General features: G+C 64.2%; 14 protein-coding genes and 1 other annotated feature. Of the genes, 6 read left to right on the top strand and 8 right to left on the bottom strand.

What is annotated here, in order from left to right:
- Positions 1 to 45: 45 nt before the first annotated feature.
- The 3 genes from C8J39_RS09425 to C8J39_RS09435 are packed head-to-tail and all read right to left on the bottom strand — an operon-like array spanning position 46 to position 3625.
- Entirely contained in the window at positions 46 to 1359 is a 1314-nt protein-coding gene (locus tag C8J39_RS09425; protein ID WP_243649830.1) for a cell wall hydrolase, read from the bottom strand.
- Positions 1356 to 2276 carry a cysteine synthase A gene (cysK, locus tag C8J39_RS09430; protein ID WP_056048760.1) on the bottom strand — a complete coding sequence of 307 codons (921 nt, stop codon included), beginning with the start codon at positions 2274 to 2276 and terminating at the stop codon, positions 1356 to 1358. The genes C8J39_RS09425 and cysK overlap by 4 nt, the downstream gene beginning before the upstream one ends.
- Positions 2273 to 3625: an MFS transporter gene (locus C8J39_RS09435; protein WP_120300201.1), complete on the bottom strand. Its 1353-nt coding sequence runs from the start codon at positions 3623 to 3625 to the stop codon at positions 2273 to 2275. The genes cysK and C8J39_RS09435 overlap by 4 nt, the downstream gene beginning before the upstream one ends.
- 474 nt (positions 3626 to 4099) lie before the next feature.
- On the opposite strand from C8J39_RS09435, the gene pdhA reads away from it, so the two are divergent.
- Entirely contained in the window at positions 4100 to 5152 is a 1053-nt protein-coding gene (gene pdhA, locus C8J39_RS09440) for a pyruvate dehydrogenase (acetyl-transferring) E1 component subunit alpha (protein WP_056048766.1), read from the top strand.
- Positions 5152 to 6582 (top strand): pyruvate dehydrogenase complex E1 component subunit beta, encoded by a 1431-nt coding sequence (locus tag C8J39_RS09445; protein WP_120300202.1) that lies wholly within the window; start codon positions 5152 to 5154, stop codon positions 6580 to 6582. The genes pdhA and C8J39_RS09445 overlap by 1 nt, the downstream gene beginning before the upstream one ends.
- A gap of 39 nt (positions 6583 to 6621) precedes the next feature.
- On the opposite strand, the gene C8J39_RS09450 is transcribed toward C8J39_RS09445, so the two are convergent.
- The 3 genes from C8J39_RS09450 to C8J39_RS09460 are packed head-to-tail and all read right to left on the bottom strand — an operon-like array spanning position 6622 to position 9934.
- On the bottom strand, positions 6622 to 7413 hold the full coding sequence (locus C8J39_RS09450) for a TadE/TadG family type IV pilus assembly protein (RefSeq protein WP_120300203.1): 792 nt from the start codon (positions 7411 to 7413) through the stop codon (positions 6622 to 6624).
- On the bottom strand, positions 7404 to 8003 hold the full coding sequence (locus tag C8J39_RS09455) for a TadE/TadG family type IV pilus assembly protein (protein WP_243649832.1): 600 nt from the start codon (positions 8001 to 8003) through the stop codon (positions 7404 to 7406). The genes C8J39_RS09450 and C8J39_RS09455 overlap by 10 nt, the downstream gene beginning before the upstream one ends.
- Entirely contained in the window at positions 8000 to 9934 is a 1935-nt protein-coding gene (locus tag C8J39_RS09460) for a TadE/TadG family type IV pilus assembly protein (RefSeq protein ID WP_120300204.1), read from the bottom strand. Before C8J39_RS09460 ends, C8J39_RS09455 begins: the two co-directional genes overlap by 4 nt.
- A gap of 151 nt (positions 9935 to 10085) precedes the next feature.
- Between C8J39_RS09460 and C8J39_RS09465 the strand changes: the two genes are divergently transcribed.
- Positions 10086 to 10742, top strand: a complete 657-nt coding sequence (locus tag C8J39_RS09465; RefSeq protein ID WP_120300205.1) for a squalene/phytoene synthase family protein — start codon at positions 10086 to 10088, stop codon at positions 10740 to 10742.
- Between the two features lie 122 nt (positions 10743 to 10864).
- Positions 10865 to 11278: an EF-hand domain-containing protein gene (locus C8J39_RS09470; protein ID WP_259457525.1), complete on the top strand. Its 414-nt coding sequence runs from the start codon at positions 10865 to 10867 to the stop codon at positions 11276 to 11278.
- Here the strand turns inward: C8J39_RS09470 and trmFO are convergent.
- Positions 11214 to 12581, bottom strand: a complete 1368-nt coding sequence (gene trmFO, locus C8J39_RS09475) for a methylenetetrahydrofolate--tRNA-(uracil(54)-C(5))-methyltransferase (FADH(2)-oxidizing) TrmFO (RefSeq protein WP_120300511.1) — start codon at positions 12579 to 12581, stop codon at positions 11214 to 11216. The two genes, C8J39_RS09470 and trmFO, sit on opposite strands and share 65 nt — an antisense overlap.
- A gap of 58 nt (positions 12582 to 12639) precedes the next feature.
- Here trmFO and C8J39_RS09480 point away from each other — a divergent pair, with 58 nt between their 5' ends.
- Positions 12640 to 13083, top strand: a complete 444-nt coding sequence (locus tag C8J39_RS09480) for a DUF488 family protein (protein WP_120300206.1) — start codon at positions 12640 to 12642, stop codon at positions 13081 to 13083.
- Positions 13084 to 13256: 173 nt separating this feature from the next.
- Positions 13257 to 13312 (top strand) — a sequence feature (sul1 is cis-regulatory element that is thought to sense ions involved in sulfur or methionine metabolism; They are found in Alphaproteobacteria).
- A 70-nt stretch (positions 13313 to 13382) separates the two neighbouring features.
- Entirely contained in the window at positions 13383 to 14855 is a 1473-nt protein-coding gene (locus tag C8J39_RS09485; RefSeq protein WP_120300207.1) for a SulP family inorganic anion transporter, read from the top strand.
- A 66-nt stretch (positions 14856 to 14921) separates the two neighbouring features.
- On the opposite strand, the gene C8J39_RS09490 is transcribed toward C8J39_RS09485, so the two are convergent.
- The gene (locus C8J39_RS09490) at positions 14922 to 15263 is read right to left on the bottom strand and encodes a hypothetical protein (protein ID WP_120300208.1); all 342 of its coding nucleotides are present in this window, start codon (positions 15261 to 15263) and stop codon (positions 14922 to 14924) included.
- Between the last annotated feature and the right edge of the window lie 10 nt (positions 15264 to 15273).

Consider the following 15273-nt stretch of genomic DNA (forward strand, 5'->3'; position numbering starts at 1 on the left):
ACCCCCAACCCCTCCCTTTCAGGGAGGGGGGCAGGTTGCGCTTCCCTACTTAGGAGCGGCGGTAGAGACTGGCGTGGTCGTCGGCAGGGGCGGGGTAGCCACCACCGTCTTCCGCCGCACTCCGTTCAATTCGGCAGCCGCCGGAGCAGTTGGCAAAACCGCGGCAGGCACCGGCACAGCCGTCAGCGTCGCCTGAACCTTCATGCACTGCGTCGGATCGACGCGCTTGAACTGGCGGCAGTTCCACAGCGACTTCTCATAATTGCTCGACCGGTCGCGCAGGTAGCTGAAGCCCAGCGCGGCGGTCTGGGCGGGTGCCAGCGGGAGCGATGTCGCCGCCTTGCTGCCGTCTGTCCACGCCATGTACCGGCAGAACGGCTTGTCCCCGCACGCCTGTGCCGCGAGCGTAGTGAGTCCGTCGGCGGTCTGGCCACGGGGCAGGGCTACGAGGATAGTATCGCCATCGACTGGCACCGCGGGAGCAGGCGTCGTTTCCGCAACGGGTCCGAACCCCATCGCGATCGACGCCTCTGCAAGCGCGGCATCCGCCTCAGCCAACGCAGCGCCGGTTTTGTGCGCGTCCGACAGTTCCGCGAGCTGCGCGATGACCGGCTCGACGGTCTCCGGGTGACGGCCGAACGCAGGTGGCGTGCCCCACCAGCCCGACCAGCGGAAGAACAGATGTGTGTTCACCGCGGTGATCTTGTCGAGGCTCGACTGCCAGTACGGCACGACCCAGTCGGTATGGTAGTGCGTGGCATAGCCGACCTGCTTGAACACCGCGCCGGACAGTGATGCCGCAGCCACTTCGCGCGCCCGACGCCAGGCATCCTCCGTTGGATGCCAGCGCGTGAGCGCGCCGTCGCAGCTGAAGCTGAACTGGCATCCCGTCGAACGGTCCTGCCCCTCGAACACGACCCCGCACACGGTCTTCGGAAAGGCAGGATGGCGCAGCCGGTTGAGCACGACCTGCGCGACCGCGCGCTCGCCGAGCGTATCATCGCCCGCCTCGTAGAGGATGCCCGCCGCCACGCAGTCGGTCGCGCGCGCCAGATCGTCTGGACCGCCGGCGAAGCGGAACGGCCGCGCCGCCGGGTTGGGATCGGTCGAGAACGGCACGGTCGCGTTGAACGCACGCGCGTCTTCGGGGCTGAGATCGACGAACTTGACCGGCTCGACCTCAGGCACTTCGGCTTGCGGCACGACCCGGCCCGCGGGCAGCTTCACCCGCTTCGAGGCGTGAACGATCGTGGGCGGGTTGGCGACGACCAGCGCAGGCCCGACGATCGCCAGCGCGGAGATGCCGATGAGAGTGGCGCGCAGCACCGTCGTGCCGCGCGCGGAAAGCTCTGCTGTCACTGTTCGGGCAGGAAGTCCGGGACCGACAGGTAGCGCTCGCCGGTGTCGTAGTTGAACCCGAGAACCCGAACGTTGTCAGGCAGATCGGGGAGCTTCTGAAGGATCGCTGCGAGCGTCGCGCCCGAACTGATGCCGACCAGCATGCCCTCTTCGGTCGCCGAACGGCGCGCCATGTCCTTGGCCACAGCGGCGTCGACCTCGATCACGCCGTCGAGCGCCTGGGTATGGAGATTGACGGGAATGAAGCCGGCACCGATGCCCTGGATCGGGTGCGGGCCGGGCTGGCCGCCGGCGATGACCGGCGAGGCTGCGGGCTCGACCGCGTAGACCTTGAGCGACGGCCATTCCTTCTTGAGCGCCTCGGCGACGCCAGTGATGTGGCCGCCGGTGCCGACGCCGGTGATGATCACGTCGATCGGCGTGTCACGGAAGTCGGCGAGGATTTCCTGTGCGGTCGTCGCGACATGCACGGCGATGTTCGCAGGGTTCTCGAACTGCTGCGGCATCCACGAGCCCGGCGTCTGCTCGACCAGTTCCTTCGCGCGCTCGATGGCGCCCTTCATGCCTTTCTCGCGTGGGGTCAGGTCGAACGTCGCGCCGTATGCGAGCATCAGGCGGCGGCGTTCGATCGACATGCTCTCGGGCATGACGAGGACGATTTTATATCCCTTCACCGCGGCGACGAGCGCAAGGCCGATGCCGGTGTTGCCGCTGGTCGGCTCGATGATCGTGCCGCCGGGCTGGAGGTGGCCGTCCTTCTCCGCCGCCTCGATCATCGCGAGCGCGATGCGGTCCTTGATCGAGCCGCCGGGGTTCGAGCGCTCGGACTTCACCCAGACTTCGGATTCGGGGAACAGCTTCGACAGGCGGACGTGCGGCGTGTTGCCGATCGTATCGAGGATCGAGTTGGCCTTCATGGCTTGGCTTCTCCGTGTTCGGGTTCGGTCTTTAGGATCTCTGGGGGATCAAAGGTTTTCGCGCGGCCAAGTTCCGGGAACAGTCGCGCCCAGCCGATCGTGATCGCAATAGCACCGACCCCGCCGAACACCACTGCGCCTACCGGGCCGAGCAACGATGCCATCACCCCGCTCTCGAATTCACCCAGTTCGTTCGAGGCCGAAATCGTGAGCTGCGACACCGCGCTGACGCGGCCCCGCATCGCGTCGGGCGTGTGGAGCTGGATCAGCGACTGGCGGACATAGACCGAGATCATGTCCGCGCCCCCCGCAACGATCAGCGCTACGAGGCTGAGCACGAAGGCGGGCTGGACGGGGATGCCGGCGATCGTACCGGGCGCGATGCCGAGCAGGTTTACGATGGGGGTCGCTATGCCGAAGGTCAGGATCGCGAGCCCGAAGACGACGACGGCCGCGAGCATCTTCACGCCGACATTAGTGCTCATCGGGCGGAACGAGAACCAGATCGCGGTCACCGCCGCGCCGATGCCCATGCCCGCGGCGAGCACGCCGAGCCCTTGCGAGCCGACGTGTAGAATGTCGCGCGAATAGACCGGGAGCAGCGAGGTCGCGCCGGCGAGCAGCACCGCGAACAGGTCCAGTGTGATGGTCGCGAGGACGAGGCGGTTGCGGCGGACATAGGTGAAGCCCTCGATAATCCGGGCGAGGGGGCGGTGATCGGTCTGCGCCGCGGGCTGCGGCACCGGGCCGATCAGGAACATGAAGAGGAGCGCGACGACGAACAGGATCGTCGCGACCCCGTACGCGACCTCCGGATGGATCGCGTAGAGGAGGCCACCGACGCTGGGGCCCGCGATCGTGCCGACCTGCCAGGCGATCGAGCTGATTGCGATCGCGGTCGGAAGGACGGCGCGTGGGACCAGGTTGGGGGCCAGTGCTGAATAGGCTGGGCCAGAGAAGGCTCGGGCGACGCCGAACGCTACCGCAGCCACGAACAGCACGCCGAGCGTGAGGTGCCCCGTCCAAGTCAGCAACCATAGGGTTGCGGCCGTCAGTACCAGCAGCGCGGTCGTGCCGCGAACGATCCAGCGGCGGTCGAAGCTGTCCGCGACCAAGCCGGTGATCGGGGTGAGGAGGAACAGCGGCACGAACTGCGCGAACCCGATCATGCCGAGCATGAAGGCCGCCTGGCGGATGTCCATCGTCTCGCGGGCGATGTTGTAGACCTGCCACCCGATCACGATCGACATCGCGCTGACGGCTATAGTGCCGGTGAAGCGGGACAGCCAATAGGCGCGGAAATTGGCGATCCGTAAGGGATGCTGGTGGGGGTCTGCGGTGGAGTCCATTGCGGTTGGCTTTAGGCTTGGGTGAACGGGCAGGGCAACCGGAGCTTTGCTTGGGGTGGGGATAGAGGCTCAAGCCGAGGATGCCCAACCGAAGAAAGCTTGTTTCCCCGCGAAGGCGGGGACCCAGACTGGGCTCCCGCCTTCGCGGGAGAACAAGGAAGCGGGAGGTGTCCCGTCTGAGCAACCAGATCGTCACCACCGCTATCCCTGCATATCGGCACCACCCCGGCGAAGGCCGGGGCCCAATTGGGGGACGTCGCCAACTGAGCGATGAGCGTCGTTACTACAACCTTACCAATTGGGCCCCGGCCTTCGCCGGGGTGGTTTGCTCGTGCGGTAGGGCTCGCGCGACCTATCGAGCGCCCCATCCCACACCCCGCAAACCGACATACCCCAGACGGGAATTGATGTTCCGCCCCGTCCGCGCCTATAGGCTCCCTCAACTCCCCTACGGAAAACGAGGTTTCCCACATCGTGGCCAAGACCCCCCCACCAGCACGCGCAATCGCCGAACCGCCGATTACGAACCGCGAACGACCGGCCGAACCAAAGCCGTACGAAGCGTCGAAGGACGAACTGCTCGAAATGTATCGGCAGATGCTGCTGATCCGCCGTTTCGAGGAAAAAGCGGGCCAGCTCTATGGCTTGGGCCTGATCGGTGGCTTCTGCCATCTCTACATCGGCCAGGAAGCCGTCGCGGTCGGCCTTCAGTCCGCGCTCAACGGCGAGACCGATTCGGTGATCACCGGCTACCGCGATCACGGCCACATGCTCGCCTACGGGATCGACCCGAAGGTGATCATGGCCGAGCTGACCGGACGCAATTCGGGCATCTCGAAGGGCAAGGGCGGGTCGATGCACATGTTCTCGACCGAGCATAAATTCTACGGCGGCCACGGCATCGTCGGTGCGCAGGTGTCGCTCGGCACCGGCCTCGCGTTCAAGCATAAATACTCGAACGATGGCGGCATCTGCATGGCCTATTTCGGCGACGGCGCCGCGAACCAGGGCCAGGTGTACGAGAGCTTCAACATGGCCGAGCTGTGGAAGCTCCCGATCATCTTCGTGATCGAGAACAACCAGTACGCGATGGGCACCAGCGTCAACCGCGCCTCCGCCGAGGACCAGCTGTATCGCCGCGGCGAGAGCTTCCGCATTCCCGGCATCCAGGTCGACGGCATGGACGTGCTCGCCTGCCGCGGTGCCGCCGAGGAAGCGCTGGCATGGGTTCGTGCGGGCAAGGGTCCGGTCATCCTCGAGATGAAGACGTACCGTTACCGTGGCCACTCGATGTCCGATCCGGCCAAGTACCGTACGCGTGACGAGGTTCAGGCGGTCCGCGACAAGTCGGATCCGATCGATCACATGAAGAAGCTGCTCGACGCGCAGGGCGTGACCGAGGCGGACCTCAAGTCCCTTGAACAGGAAATCAGGAAAATCGTGAACGAAGCCGCCGATTTCGCCGAACAGACTCCCGAGCCGGATGCTGCCGAGCTCTACACCGACGTTCTGGTGGAGAAGTACTGATGGCGATCGAGATCAAGATGCCCGCGCTCTCCCCGACGATGGAAGAGGGCACGCTGGCCAAGTGGCTCGTCAAGGAAGGTGATAGCGTCAAGTCGGGCGACATCCTCGCGGAAATCGAGACCGACAAGGCGACGATGGAGTTCGAGGCGATCGACGAAGGCACGATCGGTTCGATCAGCGTCGCCGAGGGCACCGACAACGTGAAGGTCGGAACCGTCATCGCGACGATCCTCGAAGAGGGCGAGAGCGCAAGCGACGCCAAGCCTGCCGAGGCACGCTCGGGCGATGCGGCCAACGCCGCGCCGAAGGAAACGCCGTCGGACGACAAGGCACCGCCGGTTCCCGAAGGCGCTTCGCCCGCCAAGGCCGAGAGCGGCACGCAGCAGCTCGTCGCTTCGGCGGAGAAGGTCGGTATCTCCGACCCGGCGATCCCCGAAGGCACCGAGATGGTCAAGACGACCGTCCGCGAAGCCCTTCGCGACGCGATGGCCGAGGAAATGCGCGAGGACGACCGCGTCTTCGTGATGGGCGAGGAAGTCGCGCAGTATCAGGGCGCGTACAAGGTTACGCAGGGACTGCTCGACGAGTTCGGCGACCGTCGCGTCATCGATACGCCGATCACCGAATACGGCTTTGCCGGTATCGGCGCAGGCGCGGCGATGGGCGGCCTTCGCCCAATCGTCGAGTTCATGACCTTCAACTTCGCGTTGCAGGCGATCGACCACATCATCAACTCGGCCGCCAAGACCAACTACATGTCGGGCGGCCAGATGCGCTGCCCGATCGTGTTCCGCGGTCCCAACGGCGCGGCGTCGCGTGTGGGTGCCCAGCATTCGCACAACTTCGCGGCGTGGTATGCGAGCGTTCCCGGCCTGATCGTGATCGCGCCGTATGACGCGGCCGATGCGAAGGGCCTGTTGAAGGCGGCGATCCGCACCGAGGATCCGGTCGTGTTCCTCGAGAACGAGCTGATGTACGGTCGCAGCTTCGACGTTCCCAAACTCGACAACCACGTCCTGCCGATCGGCAAGGCGCGGATCGTCCGCGAGGGCAAGGACGTCACGATCGTCAGCTACTCGATCGGCGTGGGCATCAGCCTCGAAGCCGCCGAGAAGCTCGCCGAAGAGGGCATCGACGCAGAGGTCATCGACCTGCGCACGCTGCGCCCGCTCGACACCGAGACGGTCCTGAAGAGCCTCGCCAAGACCAACCGTATGATCATCGTCGAAGAGAATTGGGCAACCTGCTCGATCGCGTCGGAGATCGTGTCGGTGGTGATGGAGCACGGCTTCGACGACCTCGACGCCCCGGTGCTGCGCGTGACGAACGAGGACGTGCCGATGCCCTACGCGGCGAACCTCGAAAAGCTGATGCTGGTCGACGTCGCGAAGGTCGTGAAGGCCGTAAAGAAGGTAACGTACAAGAAGTGACCGAGTGGTGCAGTCGCAGCCCGGCGCGGCGGCTGCACCTCAACTCGTATATTTGTTGCAGGTCATCAGTGTGGCCGCCGGTGACGGATTATAGACCTGGCCGAAATCGCGCCGGTCGCGGACGATGAACGATGCGATGTAGCGGAGCTTGGCCGCCCCGTTCGGCAGCCAGCCGGTGCCGACTACCGGCTTGTAGTCGTAATTGATCTCGACGAACATCACGCCCGAATTGTTGGGTGATACGACCTTGGCACCCGTCTCGCCCATACCACCGGGGATGACGCTCCCCGGATGGGATGCCGAATTGTCCGCACCTGACATACTGGTGTTAACCCCCGCGGTTGGATCATAGGGCGCGGTGGTGCTGTCGGCAGCAGCCGGAGAGCCGCCCGATATCGTCGTACGACCATAGGTCGAATCATAGCCGGCACCGGATTTCATGCCGAGGCACCGTTGCCAGTGTATCGTCTGCTTGCCGTCCTTGTCAGCCTCCAGGCTGGACAGTGTAATACGTCCGCGAGTGGTAAGGTCCCATGCCGCCCCCTGGGCCCTGGCGGCGGCAAAGACGTCGTTGATATCCACTTCGCGCAGTTGCTGGGTTACCAGCGTACTCTGGACGCCGACGCGCGAGGCGTTGTCGGCAAGATTGAGCGCAACTTGGCTGACGCGTAGATTGGCGAGCGCGAGATTGGCAGTCTCGACACCCCATAGGCCGAGCGTGACGACCAAAGGCGCGGTGAAGGCGAACTCGAGCAGCGCAAGCCCTGATCGATCGTCACGGAACCGACGGGCGAATGCCGTCGCGCGGGCGTATCCGGTGATCAGGTGCATATGTTCTTCACCGTGACGGTGGACTGTGAGGCATAGGGCTGGTTCTTCAAGAACGTCTTGGCGACGATCGTTTGAGTGGGTGCGGCACCGAAGAAGCTGGCTACGGGAAAGAGCCGCGGATAGCTGATCTTGACCGTGTAGAGCGTGACGTCGTTGGCACCGCCCTGGCCGGATGAGCCGGGATCGGTGTCGTACGTCCCGTTGCCATTGATGTCGTCGAAACACTCTTTTGCATCGCGTACGCCGTTGCCGTTCGTATCGGTGAATGGCTCGGGCTTTGCCGAAGTGAACGTCGCATAGTTCGCGCGCTTGGGCGTACCGACGAAGCTGGCGCCGGACGAGATCGTCTTTACCATGTCGAGCACGGACTGGTCGATCGCAGCAGCATTGTCCGCCCCGCCCTGGATCGCTGAATCGCGACCCGCTTTCTGGATCGCACCTTCCAGGATCGATTGCGCATAGACCTGATACATCAGTTCGCCCAACCCCATGATCATGGCGAGCATGACGGGGAGGACCATCGCGAATTCGATCACCGTCACGCCACGCCGGTCGTTGCTGAAATAGCGAAAGATGTCGAGCTTCCTCACTTCGAGATCCGCAGCATGGCGACCTGATTGGCGATCGACTTGAACGCCGCCTGCAGCGAATCATTGTCGCTGGCGTAATAGGCCTGCCCGGGAGAGGCGCACGCGGTCAGTTGCGTCGTCAGCGTCTGGCCGAACCCGACCACGAACACCTTGATGTTGCGCGCCTTGGCTGCAGTACATTCAGCGACGAACCTCGCATTGTGATCGTCGAGTTGATCCGAAGAGTTGCCGCCGGTGACACGCTTGTCGTAGCGTTCAATGCCATACATTCCGTAGAGGTCGTAGTTCGGCGTCATGTCGCCATCAGTCATGAATACGATGTAGCGGTTCGGCGCGGATCGGCCCGGCCAAGGTGCCGTATCCGCAGCGAAGATGCCGGTCGGTGAGATCATCCGGGTACCCCAGATCATGCCGGTATCGTGATACGTGCCGCCTTGTGCCTTGAAGTCGCTGGCGTTGACGTAATCATCGACGTCGTCTCGAGACAATTTTGCCAGGCGTTGCACCTTCTTGCCGCAGGACACGTAACCGAGCGATATGTTCTTATTCCAGGCCGGCGTCGGGTTGGCGATCATATTGGTGTACGCGGTCATCTGCTGATCGTTCGCGTTGACATAGTAATCGCCATAGGGCGTCGCGCTGTTACCCGCATAGGTAACGCCGTTGTTCGTCGCCGACGTGCCTGTGCCGCGGTAATAAATCACATCGGGCCACATCGGCCGCCAGCGTGTGTCGTCATTCGTCGCCGGCAGATCGGGATCGAGATCGGCGGGCAGGCTGCTCTGGTTGAACGACGACGCGCCTGCGGTTGTGGTGCGCTCCTCGACGCAGCCTTGCCACTTCGCGGTCGTGCCAGTGATCTTGCTCGGATCGGGAACATCGACGCCCGTAATGTACTTGCTGACGTCGTAGTTGACCTGGGTGTAAAACCAGTTGGGCTTGACCGGCTGCGACGTCACGGTGCAGGTTCCTACGTTAGACGTCGAGGTATTCCCCGCCCAAGACACGGTCGATGCCGTTGCGGTCCCCGACGTCGTGTAGCCGCGGGACGGAGACCGTGCCGCATACCCGCTGCAGACCGATTGCGTGATGTTCCTGTATGTCGTCGTGCTAGCCTGGCCGTTGTTCGCATCGCCGATGATCCTGCGGCTCTCATAATTCCAGGTTTTCACGAGATTGTCCGGGGACAGGCTCGTCAACGCGTAGCCCGCGTTAACCGTAGACGTATACGTGACGAAGCCGTAGCGGATGTTCGTCGTGGGATCGACGTTGCCTGCCAGCGTATCGTAGAAATTGAGCACTGCGCTGCGCAAGCCAGACAATTTCGACTCGCTTTTTTCGGTGACGTAGTAGCCGGTGTTGCCGTCGTCTTGCCTATAGGACACGACAGGCTGGCTGCAGCCCCCCGTACCGTCCGCGGTCGTACAAGCCATGGACCCGGTCGTATCGAGGACGAACATGATGTCGGCGTCGGCAACGTCGTAACGTGCTTCGCATTTTACGCTTAGCGTCACGTCGGGAGCGCCGAACATCTTCATGATGGTCATCGGAACCGAAGAACTGGCAACGCCCGCGACCTGCTGATCGGTTGTTTTCGACGGCGTGAAGATTGCGGTCTTCGTGCCCATCCAACCGAGGCGGAAATTGTTCTTGAAGAACGCATTTGCTTGGTCGGTGGCGGTCTTGTCCAGCGACGTGAGGTTGCTGCTGGTCATGAATTTGCGCCCGGCGAGGGCACCGGCATCGCAAGCCTGCTGAAGGCGGACCTTCACGACATACAGCCGCGCGACGTCGATCGCGGAACCGGCCAGCGCAGCCAGTGGGATCATCGCTGCTGCCATGATGGCGATGGTATTGCCGCGCACGTCGTTACGTAGCCGACCGAGAACCGTCGTCGCCTTTATCGTCTGCATGCCGTGCTTCGTGGTCATGGGTATCCCGACAGGATCATCATCGATCTCGCCGCGTCATGCGGTACGACCCCGTAAGCCGGGCTCAAAAACTATGGTTAATTAGGTAGTAACTAGGTCATGCCGAATGATGCGGGATGATCGACGCGATCGGGGGCGCTATGGGCGGCGCATGACCTCCCCCGATCCGGGCCATGCCCTTGCTCTGAGTTACGCTCCGCCGGCCGCGCGCGCCGCACTGGAAACGCTGTTTGCGCTCGATGACCGACTTGCGACGATCGTTCGCTCCACGCGCGAGCCTCTGGTTGGGCAGATGCGGCTGACCTGGTGGCACGAAGCGTTGACGCGACTGGACTCGGCACCCGCGCCACAAGAGCCTGTGCTGCAAGCGATTGCGCTATCGGTGTTGCCAGGCCGCGTATCCGGAACGTCGCTCGCGGCGATGACCGATGGTTGGGAGACGTTACTGCAGGCGGAGGTAGATCCGGCGACGATCGAAGCCTTTGCTATCGAACGGGGCGGCCGGTTGTTCGAAGCGGCGTCGATGATCCTTGGCGTCGAGGACCCGCGGGTGGGTATTGCAGGCGAAGGGTGGGCGCTGGTCGATCTTTCCCGAAGCGTGACGGATACGTCGCTAGCTGAACTCGCGCGATCATTGGCCCATGCGCGGTTTGAAACGGCGTTTGGGGCGCGGTGGCCGCGGGCTGCCCGATCGCTGGGTGCCGTCGCGCTGCTGGCGCAGTTCGACAACGCTGCAGCAATGGGTGGTTCGCCGGGGCCGACACGGCGCATCGCGCGGTTGGCGTGGCACAGATTGACCGGATACTGACCAATCGAATGGGGATCGTCTGCGGCGAGGCCTAGCGTGCAGGCTGGGCAATGGGGGCGGCGGCGATGTGGCGGTACTTGGCAGGTGGGGCGGCGGTGATCGCGTTGATCGCTGCGGGGTTCATGTTTTTTAGCGGAAAGGCGCGGCCGGGTCCGCTACTGCCGCCGCAACCCGTGGCACAGGTCGGCAGCGGAGCGGGCGCGTCCGATCCGCTACCTGACGCCGCGCCTGAGGCCACCGAAAAGACTCGCGAGCAGAAGCGGTTCGATCGCTACGACAAGGACCGCGATGCCAAGATCACGCGCGAGGAATATTTGGTCCAGCGGCGCAAGGCTTACGCGCGGCTGGACGTGGACGGCGATGGCAAGCTGTCGTTCGACGAATGGGCTGTGAAGGCGACGACCAAGTTCGCCGACGCCGACCGTGACAAATCCGGCGCGATGACCGCGCCGGAATTTGCCACGACCGCGGTCAAGCGGAAGGGGCCAGCTCGGGTGAATTGTCCGCCGGTTCAGCCTGTTGCCGAGGAGAGTTGAGCCACTCTGCGAGCGCCGCGCGGCCGCGATCGGTATACATCCGCTTGCGATCCGCCTTCTTGGTGCGGCCCGTGATCGGCGGGAACAGCCCGAAGTTCACGTTCATCGGCTGGTAGGTATCGACTTCGGCGCCACCGGTGATGTGTCCGAGCAGCGCGCCGAGCGCGGTGGCATACGGCGGCGGCGTCAGCGTCTTGCCGGTCAGTTCTGCCGCCGCGAACAGTCCGGCGAGCATGCCGATCCCGCAGCTCTCGATATAACCCTCGCACCCGGTGATCTGGCCGGCGAAACGAATGTTCGGGCGCGACTTCAGCCGCAGCGTCTCGTCGAGTAGTTCGGGCGAGCGGATGAAGGTGTTGCGGTGCAGACCGCCCAACCGCGCGAACTCGGCGTTCTCCAGGCCGGGGATCGTCCGGAACAGGCGGACCTGGTCGGCGTGCTTCATCTTGGTCTGGAAGCCGACGATGTTCCACAGCGTGCCCTGCGCATTGTCCTGGCGAAGCTGGACGACCGCGTGCGGCCAGCGCCCGGTCTTCGGATTGTCGAGCCCGACCGGCTTCATCGGCCCATAGCGCAGCGTATCGACGCCGCGCTCCGCCATCACCTCGATCGGCATGCAGCCGTCGAAATACGGCGTGTCCTTCTCCCATTCCTTGAACGGGGTCTTCTCGCCGTCGATCAGGCCCTGGTGGAAGGCGAGATACTGGTCCTTGTCCATCGGGCAGTTGATGTAGTCCTTGCCTTCGCCCTTGTCCCAGCGCGACGCGAACCACGCGGTGTCCATGTCGATCGAGTCGCGGTGGACGATCGGCGCGAGCGCATCGAAGAAGGCGAGCGCCTCGCGGCCGGTCTCGGCGCCGATCCCCGCGGCAAGCGAGGCGGCGGTGAGCGGACCGGTTGCGATGATCGTCGGGCCGTCGGGTAGTGCGTCGATGCGTTCGCGGACGAGCGTGATGTTGGGATGCTGGTCGATCGCCTCTGTCACGCTGGCCGAGAAATTGTCGCGGTCGACGGCGAGCGCGGAGCCAGCGGGAACGCGGTGGATGTCCGCCTGCCGCATGATCAGTGAGCCGAGCGTACGGAGTTCCTGATGGAGCAGCCCGACCGCGTTGGCCTCGGCGTCGTCCGAGCGGAAGCTGTTCGAACAGACGAGTTCGGCGAGGCCGTCGGTCTGGTGCGCGGGCGTCTCTTCGCCGCTGCCGCGCATTTCGGACAAGCGGACCTTGAGGCCGGCTTCGGCGAGTTGCCAGGCGGCTTCGGAACCGGCGAGCCCGCCGCCGATGACATGGATATCGTGGGTCATTCGGGTCAGATAGCGTCGGACGCTTGCCGTGTCAGGTCCGCAATACCACTTCGCCTGCATGACAGACCCGACGAAGATCTTCACGATCGGCTATGAGGCCACGACGATGGCCGATTTCCTTGCGGCATTGAAGGCGGCGGGGGTAGAGCGGGTGATCGACGTCCGCGCTTTGCCTTTGTCGCGACGACCAGGGTTTTCGAAGACCTCGCTTGCGGCGTCGCTGCGCGAGGTCGAGATCGATTACGTGCACCTGAAGGCTCTGGGAACGCCGAAGCGTGGGCGCGATGCGGCCAAGAAGGGCGACGTCGCGACGCTGACCGCAGTGTATGACGAACAGCTTGACCTTCCCGAGGCTCAAGCGGCGGCAGCGATCATGCTGGGGCTGGCGGCGGAGAAGCCGAGCGCGCTGCTGTGTTACGAGCGCGACCCTTGCCATTGCCACCGTACCTTGCTGCTGCAGGCGGTGGGCGAGGGGGCCGAAGTGGTGGATCTGTTCACTTAAGAGAGGTCAAGCTTGAACCAAACGCTTCGTCATCCTGACGAAAGTCAGGATCCAGAGTAATTGCGGACTGGCGTACGTGGCTCTGGATCCTGACTTTCGTCAGGATGACGGGCGGGGGTTCTGGGCCGAATGTTGCATTGAGCCTCACGCGCCGCTAACGAGCACCCATTCGCCCTGGACCCGGTGTAATTCCGGGTGGCTATTCCGGCCGCCGATCCGCCGGACAACGCAACGACGCTCTGAGGTGAACCGCCTGCCAAGACAGCGCCGCGGTTCGTGCGTCCTATGCGGATACATCCATGACATCCTTATCTCTTTCTCGTTACCGCGCCGAATGGTTCAGCGGCCCAACCGCCGCGCGCCGCGACATCCTCGCCGGGATGGTCGGCACCTTCGCGCTGATTCCCGAGGTCATCGCCTTCTCGTTCGTCGCGGGCATCGATCCCGAAGTCGGCCTGTTCGCGTCGTTCGTGATCGGCATCGTCATCGCCTTTGCCGGCGGGCGCCCAGCTATGATCTCCGGCGCGGCCGGCTCTGTTGCGCTGGTGGCCGCCGCGCTGGTCCACGCCCACGGCCTGCAATACCTGCTGGTCGCGACGATGCTCGCAGGGCTGCTCCAGATCGCGTTCGGGCTCGCCAAGCTCGACGTGCTGATGCGGTTCGTCTCGAAGTCGGTCCGCACCGGGTTTGTCAACGCACTCGCAATCCTGATCTTCTCCGCGCAGGTGCCGCAGATGGTCGGCGTCAGTTGGCAGGCCTATGCGATGATCGCCGGCGGTCTCGCGATTATCTACCTCATGCCGCGCATCTCGAGCGTAATACCGTCGCCGCTGATCTGTATCGTCGTGCTGACCGCGATCGCGATGTGGGTGCCGATGCCGCTGAAGACGGTCGGTGATCTCGGGCGGTTGCCGTCGACCCTGCCGTCGTTTGGCCTGCCGGACGTGCCCTTCACCTGGGACACGTTGCGGATCGTTGCCCCCTATGCGCTGGCGATGGCCGCGGTCGGGTTGCTCGAATCGATGATGACCGCCAGCGTGGTCGACGAGCTGACCGAGACGACGAGTTCGAAGGCGCGCGAGTGCACCGGGCTGGGCCTCGCCAACATCGCCGCGGGCGCATTCGGTGGCATCGCCGGTTGCGGCATGATCGGCCAGACCGTCGGCAACGTCCGCTATGGCGGGCGAGGACGGCTGTCGACGCTGGTCGCAGGCGTGTTCCTGCTGGTCGTCATGGTGCCGCTCAGGCCATGGGTCGCGCAGGTGCCGGTCGCGGCGCTTGTCGCGATCATGATCATGGTGTCGATCAGCACCTTCTCTTGGGGTTCGATCCGCGAACTCGGCCGGCATCCCAAGATGTCGAGCGTGGTGATGGTCGCAACCGTGATCGTCACCGTCGCAACGCACGACCTTTCGCTTGGCGTCGGTGTCGGCGTGCTGCTCAGCGGCGTGTTCTTCGCGTGGAAGGTCACGCGGCTGATGGACGTCACGGTCGAGCACGACACGGCAAGCGACACGCGGATCTACCGTGTCGGCGGTCAGGTGTTCTTCGCTAGCGCCGATATCTTCGCGGACCGCTTCGATCTTCGCGAGACTGCACGCGCAGTGCGGATCGACCTGACGCGCGCGCATCTTTGGGATGTCACCGCCGTCGCTGCGCTGGAAGACGTGGTGGCCAAGCTGCGGCGTCACGGCACGATGGTCGAAGTCGTCGGGCTCAATACGGCGAGCGAGACGCTGGTCGATCGCCACGCGCCCCTGCTGCTCGACTAACGTACAGGCTTGGCAGCTTCAATGAAGTGAAGCTGCCAAGCCTTTGTTATAGAATAGTTTTGTTTACTACTGAGGAACGGTGTCGTTCTCGACCGGCGCCTCGTCACGCGTCACGCGTGCCGTCATACCCGTCGCATCGGCATCGTCGCGCATTTGCTCGTCGGGCGCGACCGGCGGTTCGCGTTCCGGCTCGACCGCGTTCACCGTCGGGGGAGCCTCGACCGGTGCCGTCTCGACCGGCGCCGGAGCAGGCGTCGGCGCTGCTTCGGACTCGGTGACGCCGGTATCCTCGACCATGTTGGTATCGGTCGGCGGCTGATCGGGCTCCGAGCGTGAGCAGCCGGCCATGGCCATTGCGGCAAGCAGGCCGCCGGCAATGGCGGTACGCGTGCGGTTGGAAATCGTCATGTCTGATCCT

It is taken from the genome of Sphingomonas sp. PP-CC-1A-547 (assembly GCF_003610375.1).
GTDB lineage: Bacteria > Pseudomonadota > Alphaproteobacteria > Sphingomonadales > Sphingomonadaceae > Sphingomonas.